Genomic DNA, 24,251 nt, shown 5'->3' on the forward strand with positions numbered 1-24,251 from the left:
AAACGCCGATCAGGTCATCGTGCGCCCGGTGCGGCGTCCCGGCCGTGAGTGCGCGTATCCAGCGTTTCCCTAGACGGCTGCGCCCACGATCGCGATGATGAGGGCGAACAGCGGCGTGACGGCGCTCACCACGACGCCCGCGATGGAGCAGACGAAGCCGATGGTCGCCGGAAGGTCCTTGCGGTAGTCGGCGTGGCGGGCGCGGCGCGAGGCGACGATGCCGCAGATGCCGAGTGCGACGCCGACGAGCTGCAGCGGGACCACGGGCGCGAAACCGAGGGCGACGGCGATGACCCCGAGGGCGATCGATAGGTATTCCAAGGGCATATATGACCTCCGGGCGAGCTTCGGCATGACTGCGGCGCCGATGTGCCCTTCACTCGACACCGTGGCCTGCAGGCCGCCGAAAACATGCACGGCGATCCGCATACGTGTCCGAATCTTTGCACGGCGCGCGCTTTCTGTATTCTCTCCTTACAGAGCATTTCCGATGAGATGAAAAACGATATCTAGCATATTGGCCGTTCACTAGCCGGTGTGCAGGACCCATATATCCATACTGCCCGCCGCCGTGTGAAGCTGCCGTGTTTCCCGCCACTCATCGCGGTGCCCGTGCACCCGTATGCAACGCGTCTTCCCCCGGCACAACCAAACGCGCTTGATCGCGTTGACGCCCAGGTGCGCCGACGACGATTCGTTATGGCTCATGTTCGGATGAAAGGGGAGGCCTATGCTGGAGCTCAGGCATCTCGGCAAGGCGTACGGCGACCACGTCGTGCTCGATGACATCAACCTTGCGATCGACGACGGGCAGATCGTGTCCATTCTCGGCCCGTCGGGCGGTGGCAAGACGACGCTTCTGAACGTGCTGCTCGGCATCACCGAGGCGACGAGCGGTCAGATCGTGTGGGATGGACGGGACTTTACCCACCTGCCCATGGAGAAGCGCGGGTTCAACATCGTGTTTCAGGACTACGCGCTGTTCCCGAACCTGAACGCGCGCGACAACATCTACGCGCTGTTCGGGGGCGCCGCATCCGCCGTCGCGCCGACGATGGCGTAGAAGGGGGCATCAGATGTCTTCCGCTTCCGGCGCCGCGGCTGCTATGCCGCGCCAGGTCCTGCAGGAAAAGGAGCTGCGCGTCCTGTTCCTCCTGATCGTGCTGCTGTTCGTCGTCTTTCTGGCAGCGCCTCTCGCCCTCGTGCTCGTGCGCTCCCTCACCACGGGCGCGGGCGCGCTGACGCTCGCCAACTACCTCGAGGTGTTCAGCCGTCCCGACTTCGTCCAGAGCATCGCGAACAGCTTCGCGGTCTCGGCGGCCTCGGCGTTCGTGGCCGTCCTGCTCGCGTTCCTTTTGTCCTATACCGTCAACTGCACGAACGTGCCGGCACCGCTCAAGCGCGCCATCGGTCTTTTCGCGCAGCTGCCGATGCTCGTGCCCACGATCACCTACGGGTTCGCGATCATCTACACCTTCGGCCGCCAGGGCCTGCTCACGCGTCTTCTGGGCTTCCAGCTGTTCGACATCTACGGCTTCGGTGGCCTGATGCTCGGCTACGTGATCTACACGCTGCCCACGGCGTTTCTGCTCGTGGACAACAGCTTCCGCTTTATCGACAAGCGCTTCATGTTCGTGAGCCGCCTGATGGGCGACAGGCCGCTCGCCACGTTACTGACAACGGTGGTGCGCCCGCTGGCAGGCGCCTTGAGCGTGGCGTTCGTCCAGTCGTTTTTCCTGGCGTTCACCGACTATGGCATCCCGACGTCGGTCGGCGGCCAGTACAACGTCGTCGCCCTCGAGCTGTTCAACCAGATGCTCGGCGCGCTGCCCGATTTCAACGAGGGCGCCGTCATCGCCGTGGTCATGCTTATCCCGTCCATCGCGAGCATCATCCTCATGGCCGCGCTCGAGCGCTTCGCCATCCGCTACAACAAGATCACGCCCGTCGAGCTGTCGGCCAGCCGCGTGCGCGACGGCGTTGCGGGCGGTCTTTCGGTGGCGGTGCTCGTGTCCCTGCTGTCGGTGTTCGCCGTCATTCTCATCGTGCCGTTCGTGGAGATGTGGCCTTACCGCATGACGTTCACGCTCGATCACGTGGCCTCGGTCATCACCGACCCCGACCTTGCGGGCGTGCTTGCGAACTCGCTGGTCGTGGCTGTGCCCACGGCGCTCGTCGGCTGCGCGCTCGCTTACGCGGCGGCGCTCGTCACGGCGCGCTCCAACCTGTCCGTGGCATCCAAGCGCATCGTCGACTCCGTCTCGGGCGTCATCAGCACCGTGCCCGGCATGGTGCTCGGCATCGCCTTTCTGTTCGCGTTTTCCGGCACGCCCATCCAGGGCACGTTCGCGATCCTTATCATCTGCAACGTCGTGCATTACTTCGCCACGCCCTACCAGATGATGAAGGACTCCCTCACCAAGATGAACGCCAGCTGGGAGACCACGGCCAAGCTTATGGGCGACTCGTGGATCAAGACGATCGTGCGCGTCGTGACGCCGAACGCCTGGCCCACCATCCTGCAGGTTTTCGAGATGATGGCGATCGTTAAGCCCGAGGCCGCCCGCGCCGGGTACAAACCGGACTTCTCCATCACGCCGGACAGCACGGGCGGGCACGGGCGTCCCTTCCCCTACATGGTGTTCCGCAACCTCGAGGCGCTCGGCGTGAGCTGCGTGCGCAAGGCCGCCAAGGTGGGCGATACCGTGTCCGACATCAAGGAGGGCACGGCCGCCGGCGTCATCTCCATCGGCGTGGTGGAGGGCAGCTCCGAGATGGGCCTTACGCAGGACGAGTACGAGGGGCTCGCTCCCGCCGAGCGCGATGCCGTCTGCGAGCGCGTCGCCGCGACGTTTCGCGCGGCGGGCGCCGATGCGGTCATCCGCAATCTCTCTGAGCTGCCGACGCTGCTCGCAGAGATCGCGTAGGCGCCCGTGCCCGACTCCATGTGAAAACGACCCCTGCGTCCATCTTGCCCGAAGGACACAGGGGTCGTTTTTTGATGCGAGCGGCTTTGCGCTCTATGCGCGGCCGTCGAGCGCGACGGTGTAGAGCGGTTTGTAGGTGGCACCCGTCTCGTCGAGGAAGCTGCGGAACAGCGTGACCGCGCTCGCCTTCGCCGGCGTGGGGAAGGCGAGGTCGGGCAAGGCGTCGCGACCGATGCGCGCCCGGCGCGCCAAGGTGATGTGCGGGCGGAAGGCCTTGCGGTGATAGGGGATCTGCCGCGCGTCGAGTTCTTCGCGCACGCGCTCGGCAAGGTCCATGAGGGACGTCGCGCGGGCGAGTCCGAGCCAGAGGGTGGCGTCGCGCGACTTGCCGAACGTGCCCAGGCCGTCGGGGACTAAGGGCGCAGGCGGGCGGTCGGCGCAGGCGGCATCGAGGGCGTCCATGGCGCGCCGTGCCTCGCCCTCGTCGATCTCGCCGAGAAAGGCGAGCGTGACGTGGTAGGTCGCGCGCTTCATGAAGCGCCCCGGCACGGCGCCGGCAAGCTGACGGGAGCACGCCGCCAGCTCATCGACGAAATCAGGGGGCGGCTCAAGTGCGATAAACGTCCTCATGGCAACCGGTGGCCTCCTCGGGGCGAGGCGGCCTATACGCCGGCCTGCCGGTCGTGTTCGGTGCGCTGCTGGAAATCGAGCACGTCGGCGAGGCGCACGCTGCGATGGTGGTTGGGGCCGAGCCGGATGCCCTGAATCTCGCCGCGGTCGAGCATGCGCGTGACCGTGCGGCGCGAGACGCCGAGGATCTCGGCCGCCTTGCCTGTTGAGATGAGCGTATCGCCCGATGCGCCGACATCCGGGACGACGTCGAGTCCCAGGCGCGCTGCCATGGCGATGATGACTTCATATTGACGCTGCGTCAGGTCGTGTCTGCCTCCGTTGGTATCGATCAGGGCGGGTCCCATATGCTCGGGCATAGCTCCTCCTCGCTCCTAGCACACTCCCTTGCATTGTATGCCCACAATCTGTTCACAATTGCGCAACATCTGCCAGCGGGGGTGGTTGGTAATGCAAGCGTAAAACGCGTGCTCCCGACCGGCGCAAAGTCTTCTTTACGATGGGTTGCGCGCAAGGTGCGGGGCGGGAGGGAGGATGAGAGCGGCTGTTGGCGACTCCTGCGGGAGAAGGGGCGCCGCGACCGCCGATCAGTCGCCGGAGATATAGGCCTCAAGGGTGCCGAGGGTCGCTTCGGCGTCGGCGCGGCCGACCTGGTAGGCGCGCTCGAGGATCTCGGGGTCGCGCACCATCATGGGCATGCGCACCGACTCGCTCGGACGGATGATGAAGACCTTGCCGGCGCGCTCAAGGCGCGCAAGCTCGTCAAGCTGCGCGTTGTAGCGCTCGTGGCGGTTTGCCAGCAGCTCCACCAGGCGCGGATAGCGCTTGAGCCAGAGGCGCAGCACGGGCATGAGGCTGTTCGGCTCCTTGCGGTAGCCTGCAGGCTGCGTCAGGACGACGACCGTCCGGTCGAGCCCCTGCTCGAGCATCCAGGCGAAGGGTATCGAATCGGCGACGCCGCCGTCGAGCAGCTCGCGCCCCTCGAGCTTTACCGGGTGCGACACCATGGGGATGGATGCCGAGGCGCGGATCCACTCGATATCGCCCTTGTCGCCCGGACCGAGATCGTGGTAGACAGGGACGCCCTCGTTGATGTCGGTGGCGACCACGGTGAAGCGCATGGGGTTGCGCGCGAACGCCTCCTGATCGAAGACGTCGAGCCTCCAGGGCAGCTCGTCGTAGGCGAAATCGCGGCTGAACAAGTCGCCTTTGAACAGCCAGTTGCGAATGCTGCAATAGCGGGGGTCGGCGCAGTACTTCTTGTTGTAGCGCAGCGCGCGCCCGATTTGCTCCGATTTGAAGTTGCAGCCGAACGTGGCGCCCGCCGAGACGCCGACCGTCGCGGTGGCCGTGATGCCGTGCTCCATCCAGACGTCGATGACGCCTGAGGTATACATGCCGCGAAACCCGCCGCCCTCGAGCACGACGCCTACGGTCGACTTGCTGTGAGATGCGCTTGGATCCATCGTGCCCCCTGTCTTCTCGTTGCTGCAGCACAGTATAGTCGCTTGGCCGTCGCACGCTGTGAGGGCGGCTTTCTTTGGCGCCCCTGCATTCGCGTGAAACGAGCCGCCCCGAGCGCGCGGGCTCGGGGCGGCTTTTCGGCGTCGGCTGTGTTCCCCTTAGGCGAGCAGGTCCTCGATGAAGCCCACGCGGTAGTTCTTGAAGACGGCCTCGCCCGTCTCGGCGGTCGCGTCGAGGTCGAGGTCGGCCATGATGCCGAAATCGTGGTCGCCGGCCTCGTCGGAGAAGATCTGGTGGACATGCCAGACGTGCGCGGCCTGCTCGTCGGCCTCGTCGATGGAGAAGAAGGCGGCGGAGCGCGCGTCCGCGTCGAGGATGATCTCGTCGTGCGCCTCGAAGTAGGTGTCGAGTGCACGGGCCCAGCGCGCCGCCGTCATGCCCCAGTCCGCATCGAGCTCGCCGAGCTCGTCGGTGCGCTCGTGTGCGGCGAGGGTGACGCGGTGGATGAGCGCGTTGCGCACGAGCAGCGTCATGCCGCGGCGGTCGACCACCACGGCGTCGGCGGCTTGGGGCGGCGCGGCGTCGAGCGCGGCGGGGTCGCCCGCCGCCTGCCACTCGTCCACGAGGCTCGAGTCGACGGAGCGGACGACGAAGCCGAGCCACGAGATGATGTCGCAGAGCTGGTCGTTGCGCTTCTCGAGCGGCACGGTGCGGTCGAGCGAGCGGAACGCCTCGGCGAGGTAGCGCAAAAGGATGCCCTCGGAGCGGGCAATCTTGAGCTTCTGGATGTAGCCCTTGAAGTCAGAGGCGCTCTCGAGCATGTCGCGCAGCACCGATTTCGGCGACAGCGCGTAGTCGTTCGCCCACGGCACCTTCTCGCAGTACTGCGCAAACGCGGCGTCGAGCATGTCCTCGAGCGGCTTGGGGTAGGTGATGTCGGCGAGTTTCTCCAGGCGCTCCTCGTAGTCGACGCCGTCGGCCTTCATTTCGGCGAGGGCTCGGTCGCGCTCGATGCGCTCCTGTGCGCGCAGCACCTGCTTGGGATCCTCAAGCGTCGCCTCGACCATGGAGATGAGGTCGAAGGTGTAGGTCTCGCTGTCGGGGTCGAGCAGCTCCAGCGCGGCGAGCAAAAACGGCGAGAGCGGCTGGTCGAGGGCGAAGTCGTCGGGCAGGTCGACCGTCAGGGCGTAGGACACCGCGCCGTCATCGGCCACATCGCGCACGACCACGCCCGTGTCGATGAGCGTGGCGAAGATCTCGTCGGCACGCGCGGAGAGGGCGAGCTTCTCCTCGGGCGTCTGCAGCGAGCGCTCGATGAGCTCATCCACGTGCGCGCGGGCGTCGCCGCCCTGCTCGACCATCGACAGGACCATGGAGTGGGTGATGCGCAGCCGCGGCTTCAGGGTCTCAGGCTCCGACTCGATGAGCTTCGTGAACGTCTGCTCGTTCCATGTGACGAAGCCCTCGGGCGGTTTTTTCTTCTTGAGCTTGCGGAGCTTCTTGGGGTCGCCGCCCGCCTTGGCGACGAGCTTGGCGTTCTCGATCTCGTGTTCGGGGGCCTCGGCGATGACGTTGCCCTCGGTGTCGAAGCCGGCGCGTCCGGCGCGGCCGGCGATCTGGTGGAACTCGCGGGCGCGCAGGCGGCGCATGCGGTGCCCGTCGAACTTCGTGAGCGCGGTCAGCACGACGGTGTGGATGGGCACGTTGATGCCGACGCCCAGCGTGTCGGTGCCGCAGATGACCGGCAGCAGGCCCTGCTGGGCGAGCTTCTCTACGAGCAGGCGATAGCGCGGCAGCATGCCCGCGTGGTGCACGCCGACGCCGCAGGAGAGCAGGCGCTTCAAGATCTTGCCGAACGCCGTGGTGAAGCGCGTCCCCTTCGACGCCTCCTTGATGGCCTCGCGCTGCTCCTTCGTGGCGATGCCGAAGTTCGCCAGCGAGCTGGCGGTGCTGAGCGCGGCGTCCTGCGAGAAGTGAACGATATAGAGCGGCGCCTCGCCACGGCGCATGGCGAGTTCCACGGTCGCCTCGAGCGGCGTGTCGACGTATTCGTAGCTGAGCGGGACGGGGCGCGGTGCGTCGGTGACGCGGTCGACCGGAACGCCCGTCTGGTCCTCGAGGGCGCGCGCGATGGCCGTGACGTCACCGAGCGTGGCGCTCATGAGCATGAACTGCGCCTGCGGCAGCGTGAGCAGGGGGACCTGCCAGGCCCAACCGCGGTCCGGGTCGGCGAAGTAGTGGAACTCGTCCATGGCGACGCAGCTGACGTCGGAGTCGGCCCCCTCGCGCAGCGCCTGATTGGCGAGGATCTCCGCGGTGCAGCAGATGACCGGAGCCGCGGTGTTGATGTGCGTGTCGCCGGTGATCATGCCGACGTTGTCGCGGCCGAGCACCTCCACGAGGTCGAAGAACTTCTCGCTGACGAGCGCCTTGATGGGGGCGGTGTAGTAGGCGCGCTTGCCCTGGCACATGCCCATGAACAGCATGCCGAGCGCGACGAGCGACTTGCCCGATCCAGTCGGCGTGCCCAAGATGACGTGGTCGCCGGCGGCGAGGTCCATGAGGGCCTCCTCCTGGTGCGGCCACAGCTCGATGCCCTGGGCTTCCGTCCAGCTCAAGAAGCGCTCGAACGCCTCGTCGGGGGTGAGCCACGGCTCTGGTGCGCTGCCGTCCTCCGGCTCCCACCAGCTGGGGGAGAGCTTGCCGAGCGCTCCTGCCGTGAGCTCCCCGGTGCCGCCCGAGAACGAGCTCGCGGATGCCGTCGTGTTCATGGTGCCTGCCACAGGTTCATCCTTTACAACAAACAATCGATCGGCACTCATTATGTCGCATCGGGGGTGTGCGTGCCGGGCTGGTGCGCGCATCCCCACAGGATGGCCCCTGTCCGCCACTCGTTGCCCTTGGCGGCAACCTGAGGGCAGGGCAGGGGCGGCCGGAGCATGCTATGCATTTCGGTGCCAGCTTTATGCGCTGTCGGCGCGCGGTCGAGATGCGTTCCGTCTTCATGCGGCCGCCGCCGGGTCGTGCTGCCGAGCGCGCTGGACAAAAACGCGTTGAGTGGGACGGTTGGTGGTGCGCCGATCTGCTCCGACGTGTGTCTGTGTATCGTTTGCTATGCGAATCGTCGGCAAACGATGCTGCGGACGCATAAAATTGCCCCTGGAAGCGCCGTATATAATCCCACAGAACGAGTGAGGAGTCCCACTCAAGGCGTTTTTGTCCAGCGGGATGCTCAGCAGGCGCTCTCGGGATCGACGTCGCCTGATTCTTCGGCCTGCTCGGCTGCGGTTCCGGGCTCCTCACCGCGGAAATCCTCGAGAAGCGCGGCCTGGAGCGTTGCCTGGCGCAGCAAGCGCTTTTTCGCGCGCGGGCGATAGCGTGCCCCCGAGCGCGCCGCGATGGTCTTGGCGATGCGTTCGAGTTTGTTCAGATCGGTGAGCTGGGATATCGAGACGGGAAGAACGAGGATGTCCATGGAGGCCAACGCCGAGGCGCGCTCGTCGTCAAGTTGGCGCTGGTGCTCATTGTTGTGGTAGCGGCTGTTGCACTCGACATCGACCCGGGCGTCCTCGAAGTACAGGTCGCACTCGATGGCCTGCCTTCCGAAGGCTTCGGCAACCTCGGAATCGAGCTCAACCTTGTAGTTCAGGCTCGGCATCTTGAGACCAAACCCACCGTGTGCTCCCGGTGTGGTCAGCAGCAGCGTGGTGGCGGTCTCGAGGGGAGAGCGCGAGCGCTCGGCAAGGTGGGGGAGAAGGTCGCGCACGATCCCGGAGCCCTTGGTTTTTGGCAGCCGGCGTAGATATTGTTTGAGCGACGGGATGGTCAGGGCCTGTGCGGCCCGGCTGGCCTCGCCGTCCTGCTCGGCGGGCAGCGTGTAGAGCCCCATGAACTCGTAGGCGATCTTCAGGATGTCTGCGCGCTCGGCGGTGGCGGCAAGCTGGACGAGCGTGAGCGCGGGGCTGCAGACGTAACAGTCCGTGGCGACTTCGAGCAGTGAACCTTCAGGCAGATCGATCGAGCACTGATGCGTTCTGATACCCGGGCGCTTCGCATGGACGGAACGGTTGGCGACAAGAAGGTGCATGGGCCCTGGCGCGTCGCCCTCGCGTTTGGGGATGATGCCAAGCCCCTCGAGCCAAGGGACATCGATGCGGTCGCGATGACCGTTGGCAGCGCGAAGGACATCCCGCTGCCGCTCGGAAAAAAGAGCTGGCCAGGGGATGCAGCCGCGCCAGGTGCGTGAGGAGCGCAGGGCGTGCAGGGCGGTGGTGTGGCAGAAGATCGTCGGTTCCATGGTGATAGTATTACATATCAACATGAGTATGATACAAACTAAAATATATAAAACTAAACCGACAAAATCAGCTTAGGAGCGGGTGTTTCCGGGGATGCGCGCCTTGCCCTTGCGCTCGCGGTTGCGGAAGTTCTCGACGGCGGCCTCCATGCCGAGGGGCACGTAGTCGAGCGAGAAGAGGTCGGCGGGCAGGTAGCACATGAGGCTTTGCTCCGCGTCGCGTCCGCGCTGGATGCCGGCGGCGTCGGGTTCGCTGCCCGGCTCGGCGCAGATGCCGAAGACCGTGGCGCCACGCTCGGTGAGACGGCGCTCGTACTCGGTGACAGGGGTTTCCGGATGGTCGGCGCGCGTGTCAGAAGAGGCCCATCTGATTGTGTACCCTGCGGCTTTGAACTGGCCTTTGGCGTATTCCCACAGCGGCTGGCTGTCGGTGCGCAGCGTGATGGTTGCGCCCGGCGCAAGCAGGCGGCGGAATCCGAGGAGATGGTCGACATTGACCAGGCGACGCCGCGCATGGTGGCGCTTCGGATAGGGGGTGGGGAAGTTCAGCGTGATGGCGGAAAGCTCGCCTTCGCAGAATATCTCGGGGAGCGCGTTCGCACCGCGCGGAACGATGACCATGTTGCGCAGCCCCTCGTCGCACGCGCGCTGGGCGGCATAGGCGATGCAGATGGGCTCGACGTCCATGCCGATGAACAGGATATCGGGGTACAGCTGTGCGCACTGGGCGATAAAGGCGCCCTTGCCGCAGCCAAGATCGAGCCTGACCTCTCGAAAGCGGTCGCGCCCGTCAGAACGCTGCGGGTCGATGGGCCAGCAGGCCTGCGCCCATCGGCCTACGAGACCCGGTGCGTTCGTCTCGATGGCGTCGGCGTAGCGCTCGAGGCGCTCGTCGAGATCGAAGTTCTTCGGCGTGCGGATATGCGTGAGGCCCATGGGCTCCCCTTCGGCGAGTATGGCGATGCGTGAGGATTGTATACGAAGATCACGCGCGCTCGATGAGATACGCGGTATACGCATGGTCGAGGGCGTATCCGAGCTGTCGGGCCAGCGTAAGCGATGCCTCCGTGTGGGCGTCCCAGCTCGCTCGGATGCCACGGGCCGCGCAGGAGAGGATGAGCGCGGCGGAGCAGGCGCGCGCCAGGCCGCGCCGGCGCCAGGCGGGGTGCGTGTCGACCTCGATCTCGATGGCAGAGCGGCTGCGGGCGTACGTCGAGGCCCCGGAGACGACGCGCCCGCTCGCCAAAGCGACGACGCCCAGGGCAGAGGTGTCGAAGCGCTCGGCAGAAGGGAACTGCGAGACCAGGTCGCAGCTCCAAGTCTCCGTGCGGCACAGCGCATACGTGGAGGCATCCAGGGGCTGCAGCACGGTGCCTTCAGGCGGGTTCGCGAGCCAGCGCAGGCGATCACAGTCAAACGCAGCGGGTGCCATCGTGGCGTAGCGCGTGTGCCGAACGAGGCCGTGCCCCGCCTGCTCCTCGAGAAGGCGGGTCCAGCCTGGGTTGCAGGGGATGAGGATCTGCGGCGACACGGGGAAGGGGCCTGCGGCCATGAGGCCCTCGAGGAAGGCGGCGCTTCGCGCTCCCGCGAGGTAGGCGAAATCGCCGAGCACGGCCGCGGCGGTGCGTGGGTCGGGTTCGCGATCGATAAGGACGCGGCCCTGTGCGCCCTCAATGCAGCTCTGGACGATGACCGGCCGCGGTGTCGCGAACAAGGGCGCCGCGATGGCGGGGTTGCGGGCGACGCGCATCATGCGCCATCGCCCATACGGCAGATGAGGTAGCGGTTGAGCGCGCCGCTGCGCCCGTCTGCCGAGAAGCGGCAGACCTCATGCGCGCCCGCGTCCGCAAGATGCTCGGCGCAGGCGTCGACGTCGGCCTCGCTGAAATGGTGGCAGTAGCGCCACGCGTCGCGATCATCCTGCCAGCCGAGATAACGGTCGCCCTCATCAAGATCGGTCGTCGGCAGGCCGAAGGCGGCCGCGCGCGCATCGGCGGCGTCAGCCTTCGCGGCGAGGCGCTCGTCATCCAAAAAACGCCAGAACGACAGCGCGATGAGCCCATGCGGGCGGGTGTGTGCGGCGAGCAGGTCGCCCACGGCGGCACGCAGCCGTGCGCCCGGCACGTGGTGCATGAAGCCGAAGCAGACGGAAAGGTCGCAGGCGGGAATGCCCGCCAGGGGGTCGTGCCCCTCCAGCAGCGCGCCCAGGATGTCCGCATGGCGATACCTCAGCGCGTCGCCGCGCGGGGCATCGGCGCTAAGCTCGTCTGCCGCGTCGACCGCCCAGCAGGCAGGCGTGGTGGCGAGGCGACTGGAGAGGAAGCGCTCGAAGCGCAGATTTCCGCAGGCGAGGTCGAGCACGCGCGGCGCATCGCATGCTGCCAGATGCGGCGCCGCCTCGTCGAGCACACGTTCCCATCCCGGCCAGGGCGCCTGCCGCGTCGCTGAAAACGAGGCGGCGTGGTCGCGGTAGAACCGGTTGTTGAGCTCGATGAGGAAGCGCGCGGTCTTGGTATCCATGGGTCTCCCGGCAAACGTGTGGAACATCCCCATCATAGCGCCCTGCAGGGGCCGAACGGCCCGGCCTGCCGGCACCCCCTACGCTAGAATAGCGGGCTATGGAGCAGATTATCTTGAACATACTCGACGCGCTCAAGCGCGGCGAGACGGTTGACGACACCGCGCTCGTGCGTCTCGTCCACGCACAGGCGAAGCGTGCGGGCGGCGATAAGCGGGCGTTCGCGAAGCGGCGCCTGCTGCCGTACTACCAGCGTGTGAAGCGCGAGGATCCCGAGCGCTGGCGCAGCTGGGGTGTCACGCCGGAGCTCGAGCGTGGCCTGTTGCGGGTCCTGCGGATGAAACCGCGCCGCTCGGCATCGGGCGTGGCGACCATCACGGTCATCACCAAGCCGTGGCCGTGTGCAAGCGATTGCCGCTACTGTCCCTGTGACGTGCGCATGCCCAAAAGCTACCTGCACGGCGAGCCCGCATGCGCGCGGGCGGAGCAGAACTGGTTCGACCCGTACCTGCAGGTGGCGACGCGTCTCACGGCGCTCGCGCAGATGGGGCACGCCACCGACAAGATCGAGCTCATCATCCTCGGGGGCACGTGGAGCGACTACCCGCGCGCCTACCAGATCTGGTTCGTGACCGAGCTGTTTCGCGCGCTGAACGACGATGCGATCTCGGGCGTGGCGGCGAATCCCATGCTTGCCGCACCGGGTGAGGACCCCGGAGCGGTTCTGGCGAGCGCGACCGATGTCCCCGCGGGCGTGGCGCGGCGGCGCGAGCGCTATCGCGCGCTCGGCATCCCGCGCGACGAAGACGAGCTGCACGCGCTGACCGCGGACATGCAGGCGCAGGTCAGCAGACATGTGCGCAGCTACAACGAGGCGGTTCGCGAACTCTACGGTCCGCATTCGGCATATGCGCGGCTTGCCCTCGAACAGACTGGCACGCTCGAGGAGCTCGAGCGCGTGCAGCGCGAGAACGAGCATGCGCGCCATCGCGTGGTGGGGCTCGTCGTCGAGACGCGGCCGGACGCCATCACGCCGGAGGCGCTCACGCTGATCCGGCGCCTGGGAGCCACGAAGGTGCAGATGGGCATCCAGAGCACCGATCAGGCGATCCTGGACGCCAACCGGCGCTCGATCCCGGTCGCGCGCATCGCCGAAGCGTTCTCGTGGCTGCGCGCGTTCGGCTTCAAGATCCATGCGCATGCCATGGTGAACCTGTTGGGCGCCACGCCGGCATCCGATCGCGCCGACTACCGGCGGCTCGTGGAGGACCCCGCGTTCATGCCCGACGAGGTGAAGCTCTATCCGTGCGCCCTCATCGAGGGGACGCGCCTCGGTGACGACTTCGCGCGCGGGACGTGGGCGCCCTACCGGAACGAGGAGCTCGTCGCCGTGCTGCGCGATGACGTGCTGGCGACGCCGGCGTTCTGCCGCATCTCCCGCATGATCAGGGACTTCTCGACGCGCGACATCAAAGCGGGCAACAAGCACCCGAACCTGCGGCAGCTGGTCGAGGCGGGCATCGAGGCGGACGGGGATGCGTCCCGCGCGGTGCGCGAGATCAGGTTCCGCGAGGTCGGGACCGCGGAGGTGCCGCTCGATGAGCTCAAGCTCGAGACCTGCGCGTACACGACGGCGAACACGCGCGAGCGCTTCTTGCAGTGGGTGCTGCCCGACGGCCGCATCGCGGGCTTTTTGCGCCTGTCGCTACCAGATGCCACGTTTATCGCAGCGCATGCGGATGCGTTGCCCATAGGTGCAGGCGAGGCGATGATCCGCGAGGTCCACGTCTACGGCATGGCGACGAACGTGGGCGAGGAGGGTCGGGCGGCACAGCACCAGGGTTTGGGGCGCCGCCTGGTCGAGCGCGCCTGCGAGCTCGCGCGCGCGGCGGGCTATGAGCGCATCAACGTCATCAGCGCTGTGGGCACGCGGGAGTACTATCGGGCCCTCGGTTTTTCCGATCGCGGGCTCTATCAGCAAAAGGAGTTGTCATGAGGCGAACGGGCACGCGCGCCGTCAGGCGGGGTGCGGCTGCGCTTGCGCTCGCGGCTGCGGGGCTTGCGGGCGCGGTCGCGTGGGTGAAGGCCGATGCGCACCTCGCGCGCACACGGTCCGGCTGGGCGCTCATCCGCACGCGGCGCCTGCCGGACGGCACGCGCGTACGCGTGCTGCGCCAGGGCGGGGTCTACCAGTCGGCGACCTATCTCGATGAGCGGCGCTTCGAGCCGCCGTTTGCCTATCAACGCGCCTTTGATGTCATGTTCGAGGCGGAAGGCGATATGAGGCGCGCGCGTGTCCACGGTCTCGGGAACGTGCTGGCGATCGGGGGCGGCGGGTACGCGTGGCCGAAGCATACGCTGTGCGCGCAACGCGACCTGCGGATGGACGTGGTGGAGATCGATGCCGCGGTGACGCGCATCGCCCGTCGCTGGTTTTTCGTCGACGAGCTCGAGCGGCTCGCGTGCGGTCGTTTGCGGCTCATCGAGGCCGACGGGCGCACCTATCTGGAGGGCGCGGCGCCCGGTTCCTACGATGCGATCGTGAACGATACGTTTGCCGGCAGCGAGCCCGTGGTCGCCTTGGCCACGCGCGAGGCCATGCAAGCCGCCCATGCGTGCCTTCGCGCCGGTGGGCTCTATCTCGCCAACGTCGTCTCGCGCGACGAGGGCGAGGATCTGTCGTTTCTCCGCGACGTGGTGGCGACGTGCGCTGAGGTGTTCGCGCACGTGTGGGTGGTGCCGGCGACCGACGAGGAGCTGGGCGGCGAGGACAACTACATCGTCATCGCAAGCGACGACGCGTACCGTTTCGAGGAGGCCATTCCCTTCGATGACTCGTTTCTGGGCAATGTGATGCGCGACCGCGCATAATGGCCAGGTGCGGGTCCGGTGCCGCTCCTTTGCGGCGTCGCTGGTATCATCGGAGTGTGATGGTCCCGAATACTGCTTGGGGTGCTTGTTGATGAAACGACGGATCGCTGCGGGTCACAGCGCGCCAGCCGTCTCGCGGCGCGGCGTCGCTGCCGGGGCGCTGCTCGCGCTCGGTGCGCTCGGGGGCTGCGCGGCGCCCGGTGCCCACCGGACGGGGGCGGATACGGCGGGCATCATCGAGCCCGCGCTCGCGACGGTGTTCGACAGCGACGTGCCCGTGTCGCGCGCCACGCTCATGATGGTGGGCGACATGCTCATTCACCAGGGCGTATGGCTTTCAGGCGAGCGCGCGGACGGCACATACAACTACGATCATTTCTTCACGCACGTAAGCTCAGATTTCGCCGATGCGGACATCGCGATCGTGAACCAGGAGACGGTACTCGGCGGTGTCGAGCGCGGCCTGGCGAGCTTTCCCGACTTCAACAGCCCGCAGGAGCTGGGCGATGCCGAGGCGGCGGCGGGCGTCGATGTTGCCCTGAGCGCGACGAACCATGCGCTCGACCACGGTTTCGACGGTATCCGCTGGACGCTCGACTACTGGCGCGCGAACCATCCCGCGATGCTCACGCCGGGTATCGCGACCTCGCCCGAGGATGCCGAGCGCATCTGTCTCATCGAGCGCCAGGGGATGACGTTCGCCATCCTCAACTACACCGAGTTCTCCAACTACGAGCTGCCTGCTGAGTCGTGGTGCCTGCGGATGCTGCGCCATGCGGACCTTGCCGGCGATGTCGCGCGGGCGCGCGAGCTCGGGGCCGATTTCGTGGTGGCGTGCGTGCACTGGGGGACCGAGTATGTCTACGAGCCCGATGACGGGCAGCTGCGCTGGGCAGACGAGCTCGTTTCGGCGGGGGTCGATGCCGTGCTCGGGACGCATCCCCACGTTCTGCAGCCGGTGGATGTCTATACCGCGCCGGATGGGCGGGGCGTGCCGGTGTTCTGGTCGCTCGGCAACTTCGTGTCTTGGCAGATCGAGAAGCCGCGCATGCTCGGTGGCATGGCGAAGCTCGTGTTCGCGAAACGCTCGGACGAGCACCGGATCGTGGAATGGTCGCTCGAGCCGGTCGTGACCCATAAGGCGACCGACCCGAGCATGAGCGTGTACCGGCTTGCGGAGTATACCGAGGAGCTGGCGACGGCAAACGCCATCCGCTGGGCGGAGGGATGCGGGGACTTCACGGCCTCATTCTGCCGCGACCTCGCAGCGCAGATCCTCGGCCCTGCCTACGACCCGACCGCGTGCATCCTGCGCGGCACGCTGTGATGTCCTCATTGGGGACGGGGTAGTTTGGTGCCACGTTGTCCTCATGCGGAACAGGCCTTGCCGCCTGATGGGAAGGCATTCCAGCCGACGCGGCCCTATCGTGCGTCGCCCGAAGCACCCCGTGCGGGCGTGCCGGGCACCTCATCTTTGCGGCAGGCCATCAGCACCAGCGATCGCGCCAGCTGGCGACGCGCTTTCGCATGCCCTCGATATCGAGCACGCCCTCGGCGAAGCCCTTGCGCACGAGCTCGGCGGGGAGCAGCTCGTCATACTTGTCGAAGTAGGGCGCCTCGCCGGGGTACACAAGCTCGATGGGGTCGAAATCCCGCTCCGCCTCGTCGGCGACCACCTGGTAGAACGTCTTCTCGTCGGCATTCATGCGGAACTGCATGAAGTAGGGACGCGAGGGGTCGAGCCCCTTCAGGCCGAGCTCGGCGGCGCATTTGATCTTGAGAAGGCGCTCGAGCGCCAAAAACGCGTAGCTGCCGAGCCAGGGGAGCAAAGCCCAGGTGTCGCCGCCTAGGTTGATGAGGGGCCGCTCCACCAAGTGCGAGTTTTCCGCCACGTGCCGGGCTTGCGCCAGGCGCGCGCGGGCGTTCGTCATGAGGTAGGGGTAGCCGCAGCGCTCGGTGAGCACGCGGCGCATGCGCTCGAGCACATGGGTGTCGATGTCGCCCGGGCAGTCGCCGAAATAGGCCGGTACGCGCCCCTTCACCTGCGTGCAGTAGACAAGGTGGCGCTTCCAGTCGACCTCCTCCACGATCCAGCAGTGTCCGGCGATGGCGATGCGCTCGCCGGCGGGCGGCGGGTTGACGATGGTGCCGAGTTCGGCGGATTCGGATCGGACCGTGAACTCTTCGTTCTCTTGGAACACGGCGTAGAACTTGAAGGAGTTCACGATCCGCTCGCCTGTAATACCGACGATGAGGCCGCCGGATTCGGTCCGCTCGATATGGTCGGTCTCGAGGAGATGGCGCAAAAGGACACGCAGATCGTCGGTGGAGACGCGGTGGAAGTAGGCGAGGGTGAGCACGCGGTTCGCAAGCTCTGCCGGCGTGAGCTCGCCGCAGCCCGCGAGGGTCGCCATCACCTGGTGGTAGAGCAGGCTATAAGGCAGTCGGTCGAGCCGGGGCGGCTCCACCCATTTCTCTTCGCGATAGAGCTGGACCAACGCGATGCCCTGCAGGAGCTTCCAGGGGATGGTCTCGGGCAGCATGGCGCGCGGTTCGGGCTGCTCCTCGCGCATGACGAAGTGCATCTCGGGCGGCAGGTCGCGTCGGCCGGTGCGACCCATGCGCTGTAGGAACGACGAGACCGTGAACGGCGCGTCGATCTGGAAGGCGCGCTCGAGGCGGCCGATGTCGATGCCGAGCTCAAGCGTGGCGGTCGTCACGGTGGTGAGGGCGAGCTCCTCGTCGCGCATGAGTTCCTCTGCCGTCTGGCGGAAGGACGCCGACAGGTTGCCGTGGTGGATGAGGAATCGGTCGGGTTCGCGGTTGGCCTCGCAATATTGGCGCAGTACCGTGCAGACGGCCTCGGCCTCCTCGCGTGAGTTGACGAACACGAGGCACTTGCGGCCGCGCGTGTGCTCGAAGATGTAGGCGAGGCCCGGGTCGGCATCGCGCGGAGCGGTATCGGTGGTCGCCATGAGCTCGGTCTCGGAGACCGGCGGGACGGACACCTCGTCTTCGGCAGCGCGTGCCTGAGCTCCGGGGCCGCCCTCTGGTTCCGGGGTGGGTCTCGTTCCCGGGCGCGCGGGCGCGAGGGCATGCGCGTGCCCGTCTTCCGCCATGGCGCGCCTGAGCGCTTCGTCGACGTCGGGTGCGCCCGTGCCCAGCCGCTCGCAGCTGACGACCTCCGCTTCCAGCGGGCCGGCGTTTTGCCGGGCGCGCTCGGTGGCCTGCGGCCCCGTGATGTAGAAATGCTCCATGGATAGGCGCCAGACGCGGCGGGGCTCCTCGAAGCGCGGGATGATGCAGCCACGCCCCGTGCCGGCAGACAAGAAGGCACCGGTGCGCTCGGGTTCGCCGATCGTCGCGGAGAGGCCGATGCGGCGCGGGTTCACGTTCGCCATGCGCGAGAGGCGCTCGATCAGGCAGAGGGTCTGCCCGCCGCGGTCGCCGCGCAGCAGCGAATGGACCTCGTCGATGACGACGTAGCGCAGGTCCCCGAAGAGGCGCCCGACCGCCGCGTGCTTATGCAGCAGCAGCGCCTCGAGCGACTCGGGCGTGATCTGAAGGATGCCCGAGGGCTGCTTCATGAGCTTGCGCTTGTGGGACGAGGCGACATCGCCGTGCCAGTGCCAGACGGGAATGTCCGCCTCCTCGCACAGGTCGTTCAGGCGATAGAACTGGTCGTTGATGAGCGCCTTCAGCGGGCCGATGTAGAGGGCGCCCACGGTGGCGGGCGGGTCTTCCCAGAACTCGGTCAGGATGGGGAAGAACGCCGCCTCGGTCTTGCCCGATGCGGTCTGGCCTGTGAGCAGGACGTTCTCGTCGGTGTTGAAGATGGCGTCAGCGGCGGCGACCTGGATGGAGCGCAGGTTCTCCCAGCCGTGGCTGTAGATGAAGTCCTGGATGAACGGTGCATAGCGATCGAAGACGTTCACGCGCGCTCCTTTCTGCCGGTCGTCGCGATGCCGTCGGTTCATTGGGCTATGGTACCATAGATGAGAACATGTGTTCTATATGGGCAGTGGGATGGAGAGGTGCGCGATGGAGCTCCATACAGGGCGTGTCGCACATGCGGCGGAGCTGTTCTGCGCCGACGAGCGTCGCGATATCGCGACGTGCGGCGTCTCGCTTCGCTGCGATCGCGCGACGAGATGCGGCGATAAGGGGGCACATGATCCGACGGCAACGCCCTATGTTGTGCTCGACGAGCTGTTCTCGCACGTCTTTTTCGGTCCCGATGCGCATCTGCTCGATGTGGGGTGCAGCTGCGGCCGCGTCCTCGCGTATGCGGTGAGCGCCTTGCCCGATCTCAAGGTCACGGGCATCGAACTCGATCCTTCGTTGGCCTCATACGCCGCGGCGTGGGCGGCGCGATTCGACCGGCTCGAGGTCCGTTGCGGCAACGTGCTCGACGAGCCGCTTGCCCCCTATACGCATCTGTATCTGTTCAACCCGTTCGACACGGCGGTCCTCGTGCGTCTGATCGACAAGCTTGAGCGCGAGGCCACCGCCCCGGTCACGGTCATCCATATGTCCGATAACGGCGAGCAATACGCCTACCTCGGGCGAGCCGGATGGCGCATCCTGGCGCAGGGCAGCTATCAGGATTATCGGCAGTCGGGGGCGCCGGCGGTGCGCATCTACGGCTGCCCGCAGACCTATACGGTCTGGGAGTACACCCCGCACGGCCTCTGATTGCCAGAGCCTGCGTCTCGATGGCGGGTCCAGCATGCGCCACGGGGCGGAGTATGCGCGGGCGCGGTGCGCAGCAACGGTTCTATACATGGCTCGGACGGGACGCGCGCCCGGCGCCAGGTGGCCGGGACAAAAACGCCTTGAGTGGGACTCCCGAGTGAGCCAATGGGTTGATGGCCTTGGCCGAAGGGCACATTTTCATGCAGTAAGGGAAATAAACCAGCAGGTCGTATTGATTTATTATGCATTGGAATATCGGGCACGAGCGCGGGGCGCATGTATAGGTCCCACTTAAGGGAAATTTGACCAGGGGAGCTCGGAAGGGATGCGGTGTGCGGCATAATCGCTCCGGTCAGGCCGGGCGATATGCTCGTGAGCATGTCCGCGTCGGCGCGGCGGGGGTGCGATCCCTTGCCGTCTGCATGCGCATCACCGCTTCGGGTGGTGCCGTAGGCGTAAAGGTTGCGAGCCGGCGCGTGTTCAGCTGTGGATGCGCAGGGTCTGAGCGCCGAGTGTTTGGGGGTCGTGCTCGTCGTGCGTGCTCACGATGAGCAGGCGACGCTCGCGATGACGCTCGATAAAAGCGAGCGCCCGCCGGTGCGCTTCCGCATCGAGACCGGAAAAGGGCTCGTCAAGCAGGGTGATGTCCGCCGGGGCGGCGAACGCGCGGACGAGCTCGGCGCGCCGGCGCTGCCCGCCCGAAAGCGAGCGGACCGGCACATCGAGTGCGGAGGGCGGAAGAACCTCTTCAGCGAGTGCGCGCGCATCGACGCCCGCTCGGGCGAACAGCATGATGTTCTCGATGGCGGTCAGGTCCTCGATGAGGTGGGACTCCTGGAAGACAGCGGAGAAGCGGGGGCTCGGGACGACCTCGAGCGAGCCCGCGACCGGAGGGATGAACCCGGCGATCGAATACAGGACGGTGGTCTTGCCCGCGCCCGAGGGGCCGAGCAGACAAAGCGCGTCTCCCGCCTGCAGGCGGCAGTCGATAGGGGCGCATGCGGCGCGTCCGTCATGCCCCACGACAAGCTCGCGCGCCTCGAGCGTGCAGGTGTTCGCCGCAGGCTCGGATGGTGCCGGGGGCATGTTCGCGGCGGTCCGTCCGCAGGCCGGCCACAGCGCGCGCAGCCCCGCGAGCGCCGCGTGCTCGAAGGCCCATGCGATGATGACGACAACGATGGTCCACGCGAACAGATCTGCTGTCTCGAGCAGAAGCTTTGCCTGGTAAATGCGCTCGCCGATCGACCCGTCGGGCACGCCGATGAGCTCGGCGGCAACACCTGCCTTCCAGCTCATGGAGAGCACGGTGGCGCTCGCTGACACGAGGTAGGGCAGGACGCCGGGGACGATGTGGGCGAGCAGCGTGCGACGGGTGCCCGCGCGATAGAGCCGGAAGAGCTCGCCTTGCTTCGCATCGAGCGTCTCGAGGCCCTTGAGGACCGGGAAGTAGATGCCGGGAAGGGCCATGAGGAAGACGGCGATGGCGCTGACGTTGCGCGAGCCGAACCAAATGAGCAGCACCACGACCACGCAGGCGACCGGCGTGCTCTTGATGGCGGAAAGCGCTGGCGCCGCGAGCGTGCGGGCGAGGCGCGAGCGCCACGAGAGGGCGGCAAGCGCGATGGCGACGAGATAGCCGGCGGCGGTACCGCCTATGATGCGCACGGCGGAGAAGAGCACCTCGTGCCAAAAATCCGCCGTAGGGAGGAGGTCGATAAGGGCACCCAGCGCGTCGAGGGGGCCGGCGAGGATGAACTCGCTATCGACCACCATGCTCGCGACCTGCCAGATGACCACCCAGAACAGAACGGCGAGCGCGCCGGAAAGCCGGCGGGTCGAGCGGGTATCGTCCTGCGTGTTCGGGCGCGTCATGCACACTCCTCATCAATAGGGGCGAAAACGACACCGCTTGACGTCGTTTCCGCCCCGTCTCATCAGATCGCTTGCGGATTATCGCGTATTCGCTTCGCGTTACGCGTCGACGGAATCGTAGAAGTCCGCCTCAGGAAGGGCGCCGCCCACGGAGGAGGGGTCGGCGTTGTACAGCACGTCAAGGTAGCCGGAGAGCGCATCGGTCATCTCATCGCCGGTGATGCACACCAAATGGCAGCTGGGAATCGCCTTGGCGGCAACCGCGTCGTTGTCGATGATGCCCAGATCGACCACGAGCGGCGCGGCCATATCGGGGTTGTCGTTGACGACGCCGACCGAATCGGCCTGGGCGTTCGCGAACTCGGTGATCACGTCGGGGTGCTCCTCGGCGAACTCACGGCGCGCGATGGTGACGCCCGTCACCATCTGGCTGCCCTCTTCGGCGTACTCGTCCCACACGTCGTTCAGGTCGACGGGGGCGCTCAGGGCCTCGTTCTTTTCGAGCGCGGCAGTCACGAAGGGCTGCGGCAGGACGCCCACGGCGGACGCGTCGGCGGCGAGCACGCTCACGACCTCGGCGGCCTCGCTTTTGAACTCAAGGGTGACGCTGCCGGCGATGCCGGCGGCGTCGAGCAGGTAGTTCATGGTGTATTCGGGTGTGGTGCCCTTGCCGGTGAGGTAGACGGTGCGGCCAGCCAGGTCGGAGAAGCTCGTGACGGAGGCGTCGCCGGTCACGACGGAGAGCACGCCCAGCGTGTTGATGTCGAAGCAGACGATGCCGCCCTCAGTCTTGTTGTAGAGCACCGAGGCGGCGTTGGCGGGAATGAGCGCGATGTCGATATCGCCCTTGATGACCTGGGGCAGGATCTCGTCGGCAGCGGTCATGATCTGGAAGTCGTAGCTGTTGGCGAAACCGCCATCGCCCGTCTGAACCAGGTTGATGAAGTCGACGAGGCCGATGGAAGTCGGGCCCTTGAGGGAGGCGACGCGAACCTGGACGCCCTTTTTGGAAGAGGCGTCGGCAGAACCCGCCGAGGCGGCGGATCCGGTGGCCCCGTCGTCTTTGGACTCCTGCCCGCAACCGGCGAGTGCGCCGGCCACGGTGACGATACCGAGGCCCGCTGCGGCGACGAACGAGCGGCGACCGAGAGGCTGGATCGCGATGGATGAGAGATGAAGCATAACCGTTCCTTTCTTGCTGTGACGGTTTTAGGTTCTCATACCCGAATATGAACCTCCCGCGTGCTCATTTCGTGCACTAATTTGCTCAAGGGGGCGTCAATATGCGGACAAATCTGCCCATCTGATTATAAAATATTGAGTGCCTGACAAACGTCCGAGAGGGGACACCGATATGAGCAACTCCATGCGTGGGGTCTATACGAATCTCACCAAGATTCGCCGTACCGTCTTCAAGGAAGTCGCCCGCATCGCCTACCAGGGCGGCGTCGACGTCGATGGTGACGGCATCGTCGACAGCGACGACTACGGCTGGGTCGACAACCTGCCCTACGAGATCATTCCCGGAGACGTCGCGACCTACCGCGAGAGCGTCTTTATCGAGCGCGCCGTCGTGGGCGAGCGCATCCGCCTGGCGATGGGCCTGCCGCTGCAGGGTGTCGATAAGCCCGCGATGCTCTCCGAGGGCGTTGCCGAGGCCGCGAAGCCCGAGACCTATTACGAGCCGCCGCTGATCAACGTCATCAGCTTCGCCTGCAACGCCTGCGAGGACAACGTCTACCGCGTGAGCGATGCCTGCCAGGGCTGCATGGCGCATCCCTGCCGCGAGATCTGCCCCAAGGGCGCCATCTCGTTCGTCGACGGCAAGGCGCATATCGACCAGTCCAAGTGCATCAAGTGCGGCCGCTGCGCCAGCGTGTGCCCCTACTCCGCCATCCACCACTACGAGCGCCCCTGCGCCGCCGCCTGCGGCATGAACGCGATCGGCTCCGATGAGCAGGGCCGCGCCAAGATCGATTACGACAAGTGCGTCTCCTGCGGCCAGTGCCTCGTGAACTGCCCGTTCGGCGCCATCGCGGACAAGAGCCAGATCTTCCAGGTCATCCAGGCCATCCGCGCGGGCGAGGAGGTTATCGCCGAGGTCGCGCCCGCCTTCGTCGGCCAGTTCGGCGGCAAGGGCAACGTCGACAAGCTGCGCCAGGCCTTCAAGGAGCTCGGCTTCTCCGGCATGGAGGAGGTCGCGCTCGGCGCCGACCTGTGCGCCGTGCAGGAGGCGGGCGACTTCCTCGAGGAGGTTCCCGACAAGATCCCGTTCATGGGCACCTCCTGCTGCCCGGCTTGGTCGGTGATGGCCAAGATGGAGTTCCCGGAGCACTCCGAGTGCATCTCCATGGCGCTCACCCCCATGACGCTGACCGCGCGCCTGATCCGCAAGCAGCACCCCAACGCCAAGATCGTGTTCGTGGGCCCCTGCTCGGCCAAGAAGCTCGAGGCGCAGCGCAAGTCCGTGAAGTCCGAGGTCGATTTCGTGCTCACCTTCGAGGAGATGGCGGGCATGATGGAGGCCAAGGAGATCGACTACACCAAGCTGGCCGGCGAGGGTGCGAGCGACTTCGAGGTCGCCTCGACCGACGGCCGTAACTTCGCGGTCGCGGGCGGCGTGGCGAATGCCGTGGTGAACGCGATCCACCGCGACGACCCGTCGCGCATCGTCAAGATTGCGAACGCTGAGGGCCTCGACAACTGCCGCAAGATGCTCAAGGACGCCATCAAGGGCAAGTACGACGGTTACCTGCTCGAGGGCATGGCCTGCCCGGGCGGCTGCGTCGCGGGTGCCGGCACCCTGCAGTCCATCACCAAGACCTCTGCCATGGTGAAGGCCTATGCGAAGCGCTCGCCGCACAAGAACGCCCCGGACGATGCCTACATCGATTGGATTCCTGAGCTCGAGCGCCCCGAGGACGGCAAGTCCGACGCCGTCGCCGAGGCCCACGAGGCGCTGACGCCGGAGGCGTAA

General features: G+C 66.5%; 19 protein-coding genes. 7 read left to right on the plus strand and 12 right to left on the minus strand.

The window, feature by feature from the left end; genetic code table 11:
- Positions 1-69: 69 nt before the first annotated feature.
- On the minus strand, positions 70-429 hold the full coding sequence (locus H6A21_RS04580) for a hypothetical protein (RefSeq protein WP_204560713.1): 360 nt from the start codon (positions 427-429) through the stop codon (positions 70-72).
- 301 nt (positions 430-730) lie between these two features.
- On the opposite strand from H6A21_RS04580, the gene H6A21_RS04585 reads away from it, so the two are divergent.
- Both H6A21_RS04585 and H6A21_RS04590 read left to right on the plus strand, forming a co-directional pair.
- Entirely contained in the window at positions 731-1,063 is a 333-nt protein-coding gene (locus H6A21_RS04585) for an ATP-binding cassette domain-containing protein (protein WP_204560715.1), read from the plus strand.
- A 13-nt stretch (positions 1,064-1,076) separates the two neighbouring features.
- Complete coding sequence (locus H6A21_RS04590; protein ID WP_204560717.1) at positions 1,077-2,927, plus strand: ABC transporter permease subunit; 1,851 nt, start codon at positions 1,077-1,079, stop codon at positions 2,925-2,927.
- Positions 2,928-3,020: 93 nt separating this feature from the next.
- On the opposite strand, the gene thpR is transcribed toward H6A21_RS04590, so the two are convergent.
- The 8 genes from thpR to H6A21_RS04630 form a co-directional block, all read right to left on the minus strand.
- The gene (thpR, locus tag H6A21_RS04595) at positions 3,021-3,557 is read right to left on the minus strand and encodes an RNA 2',3'-cyclic phosphodiesterase (protein WP_204560719.1); all 537 of its coding nucleotides are present in this window, start codon (positions 3,555-3,557) and stop codon (positions 3,021-3,023) included.
- Between the two features lie 32 nt (positions 3,558-3,589).
- Positions 3,590-3,916, minus strand: a complete 327-nt coding sequence (locus H6A21_RS04600; protein ID WP_204560721.1) for a helix-turn-helix domain-containing protein — start codon at positions 3,914-3,916, stop codon at positions 3,590-3,592.
- A gap of 228 nt (positions 3,917-4,144) precedes the next feature.
- Positions 4,145-5,023, minus strand: coding sequence for a patatin-like phospholipase family protein (locus H6A21_RS04605; protein WP_204560723.1), 879 nt, complete (start codon positions 5,021-5,023; stop codon positions 4,145-4,147).
- Between the two features lie 156 nt (positions 5,024-5,179).
- The gene (locus H6A21_RS04610; RefSeq protein WP_204560838.1) at positions 5,180-7,792 is read right to left on the minus strand and encodes a DEAD/DEAH box helicase; all 2,613 of its coding nucleotides are present in this window, start codon (positions 7,790-7,792) and stop codon (positions 5,180-5,182) included.
- Between the two features lie 461 nt (positions 7,793-8,253).
- Complete coding sequence (locus tag H6A21_RS04615; RefSeq protein WP_204560725.1) at positions 8,254-9,318, minus strand: hypothetical protein; 1,065 nt, start codon at positions 9,316-9,318, stop codon at positions 8,254-8,256.
- A 72-nt stretch (positions 9,319-9,390) separates the two neighbouring features.
- Positions 9,391-10,254 carry a tRNA (guanine(46)-N(7))-methyltransferase TrmB gene (trmB, locus tag H6A21_RS04620; protein ID WP_204560727.1) on the minus strand — a complete coding sequence of 288 codons (864 nt, stop codon included), beginning with the start codon at positions 10,252-10,254 and terminating at the stop codon, positions 9,391-9,393.
- Positions 10,255-10,303: 49 nt separating this feature from the next.
- Positions 10,304-11,071: a GNAT family N-acetyltransferase gene (locus H6A21_RS04625; protein WP_204560729.1), complete on the minus strand. Its 768-nt coding sequence runs from the start codon at positions 11,069-11,071 to the stop codon at positions 10,304-10,306.
- On the minus strand, positions 11,068-11,838 hold the full coding sequence (locus H6A21_RS04630; protein ID WP_204560731.1) for a hypothetical protein: 771 nt from the start codon (positions 11,836-11,838) through the stop codon (positions 11,068-11,070). Before H6A21_RS04630 ends, H6A21_RS04625 begins: the two co-directional genes overlap by 4 nt.
- A gap of 98 nt (positions 11,839-11,936) precedes the next feature.
- Between H6A21_RS04630 and H6A21_RS04635 the strand changes: the two genes are divergently transcribed.
- From H6A21_RS04635 to H6A21_RS04645, 3 genes are all read left to right on the plus strand, one after another.
- Positions 11,937-13,832 (plus strand): elongator complex protein 3, encoded by a 1,896-nt coding sequence (locus H6A21_RS04635; RefSeq protein WP_204560733.1) that lies wholly within the window; start codon positions 11,937-11,939, stop codon positions 13,830-13,832.
- Complete coding sequence (locus H6A21_RS04640) at positions 13,829-14,707, plus strand: spermidine synthase (RefSeq protein WP_204560735.1); 879 nt, start codon at positions 13,829-13,831, stop codon at positions 14,705-14,707. Before H6A21_RS04635 ends, H6A21_RS04640 begins: the two co-directional genes overlap by 4 nt.
- Before the next feature lie 91 nt (positions 14,708-14,798).
- Positions 14,799-16,034 carry a CapA family protein gene (locus H6A21_RS04645; protein WP_204560737.1) on the plus strand — a complete coding sequence of 412 codons (1,236 nt, stop codon included), beginning with the start codon at positions 14,799-14,801 and terminating at the stop codon, positions 16,032-16,034.
- 160 nt (positions 16,035-16,194) lie between these two features.
- Here the strand turns inward: H6A21_RS04645 and H6A21_RS04650 are convergent, their stop codons facing one another.
- The gene (locus tag H6A21_RS04650; RefSeq protein ID WP_204560739.1) at positions 16,195-18,642 is read right to left on the minus strand and encodes a DEAD/DEAH box helicase; all 2,448 of its coding nucleotides are present in this window, start codon (positions 18,640-18,642) and stop codon (positions 16,195-16,197) included.
- Positions 18,643-18,748: 106 nt separating this feature from the next.
- Here H6A21_RS04650 and H6A21_RS04655 point away from each other — a divergent pair, with 106 nt between their 5' ends.
- Positions 18,749-19,402, plus strand: coding sequence for a class I SAM-dependent methyltransferase (locus H6A21_RS04655; RefSeq protein ID WP_204560741.1), 654 nt, complete (start codon positions 18,749-18,751; stop codon positions 19,400-19,402).
- Positions 19,403-19,882: 480 nt separating this feature from the next.
- On the opposite strand, the gene H6A21_RS04660 is transcribed toward H6A21_RS04655, so the two are convergent.
- Both H6A21_RS04660 and H6A21_RS04665 read right to left on the minus strand, forming a co-directional pair.
- Entirely contained in the window at positions 19,883-21,274 is a 1,392-nt protein-coding gene (locus H6A21_RS04660) for an ATP-binding cassette domain-containing protein (protein WP_204560743.1), read from the minus strand.
- A 99-nt stretch (positions 21,275-21,373) separates the two neighbouring features.
- Positions 21,374-22,456: an ABC transporter substrate-binding protein gene (locus tag H6A21_RS04665; RefSeq protein WP_204560745.1), complete on the minus strand. Its 1,083-nt coding sequence runs from the start codon at positions 22,454-22,456 to the stop codon at positions 21,374-21,376.
- Positions 22,457-22,628: 172 nt separating this feature from the next.
- Between H6A21_RS04665 and H6A21_RS04670 the strand changes: the two genes are divergently transcribed.
- The gene (locus H6A21_RS04670; RefSeq protein ID WP_204560747.1) at positions 22,629-24,251 is read left to right on the plus strand and encodes a 4Fe-4S dicluster domain-containing protein; all 1,623 of its coding nucleotides are present in this window, start codon (positions 22,629-22,631) and stop codon (positions 24,249-24,251) included.

It is taken from the genome of Collinsella tanakaei, from assembly GCF_016902615.1.
Classification (GTDB): Bacteria; Actinomycetota; Coriobacteriia; order Coriobacteriales; family Coriobacteriaceae; genus Collinsella; species Collinsella tanakaei_A.

What these genes read in the sequence shown, in the direction of transcription:
- H6A21_RS04670 (WP_204560747.1), top strand. Translation starts at nt 22,629, where the DNA reads ATGAGCAACTCCATGCGTGGGGTCTATACGAATCTCACCAAGATTCGC.
- H6A21_RS04645 (WP_204560737.1), top strand. Translation starts at nt 14,799, where the DNA reads ATGAAACGACGGATCGCTGCGGGTCACAGCGCGCCAGCCGTCTCGCGG.
- H6A21_RS04630 (WP_204560731.1), bottom strand. Translation starts at nt 11,838, where the DNA reads ATGGATACCAAGACCGCGCGCTTCCTCATCGAGCTCAACAACCGGTTC.
- H6A21_RS04625 (WP_204560729.1), bottom strand. Translation starts at nt 11,071, where the DNA reads ATGATGCGCGTCGCCCGCAACCCCGCCATCGCGGCGCCCTTGTTCGCG.
- H6A21_RS04585 (WP_204560715.1), top strand. Translation starts at nt 731, where the DNA reads ATGCTGGAGCTCAGGCATCTCGGCAAGGCGTACGGCGACCACGTCGTG.
- H6A21_RS04600 (WP_204560721.1), bottom strand. Translation starts at nt 3,916, where the DNA reads ATGCCCGAGCATATGGGACCCGCCCTGATCGATACCAACGGAGGCAGA.
- H6A21_RS04580 (WP_204560713.1), bottom strand. Translation starts at nt 429, where the DNA reads ATGCGGATCGCCGTGCATGTTTTCGGCGGCCTGCAGGCCACGGTGTCG.
- H6A21_RS04665 (WP_204560745.1), bottom strand. Translation starts at nt 22,456, where the DNA reads ATGCTTCATCTCTCATCCATCGCGATCCAGCCTCTCGGTCGCCGCTCG.
- H6A21_RS04635 (WP_204560733.1), top strand. Translation starts at nt 11,937, where the DNA reads ATGGAGCAGATTATCTTGAACATACTCGACGCGCTCAAGCGCGGCGAG.
- H6A21_RS04640 (WP_204560735.1), top strand. Translation starts at nt 13,829, where the DNA reads ATGAGGCGAACGGGCACGCGCGCCGTCAGGCGGGGTGCGGCTGCGCTT.
- H6A21_RS04615 (WP_204560725.1), bottom strand. Translation starts at nt 9,318, where the DNA reads ATGGAACCGACGATCTTCTGCCACACCACCGCCCTGCACGCCCTGCGC.
- trmB (WP_204560727.1), bottom strand. Translation starts at nt 10,254, where the DNA reads ATGGGCCTCACGCATATCCGCACGCCGAAGAACTTCGATCTCGACGAG.
- H6A21_RS04610 (WP_204560838.1), bottom strand. Translation starts at nt 7,792, where the DNA reads ATGAACACGACGGCATCCGCGAGCTCGTTCTCGGGCGGCACCGGGGAG.
- H6A21_RS04605 (WP_204560723.1), bottom strand. Translation starts at nt 5,023, where the DNA reads ATGGATCCAAGCGCATCTCACAGCAAGTCGACCGTAGGCGTCGTGCTC.
- thpR (WP_204560719.1), bottom strand. Translation starts at nt 3,557, where the DNA reads ATGAGGACGTTTATCGCACTTGAGCCGCCCCCTGATTTCGTCGATGAG.
- H6A21_RS04655 (WP_204560741.1), top strand. Translation starts at nt 18,749, where the DNA reads ATGGAGCTCCATACAGGGCGTGTCGCACATGCGGCGGAGCTGTTCTGC.
- H6A21_RS04660 (WP_204560743.1), bottom strand. Translation starts at nt 21,274, where the DNA reads ATGACGCGCCCGAACACGCAGGACGATACCCGCTCGACCCGCCGGCTT.
- H6A21_RS04590 (WP_204560717.1), top strand. Translation starts at nt 1,077, where the DNA reads ATGTCTTCCGCTTCCGGCGCCGCGGCTGCTATGCCGCGCCAGGTCCTG.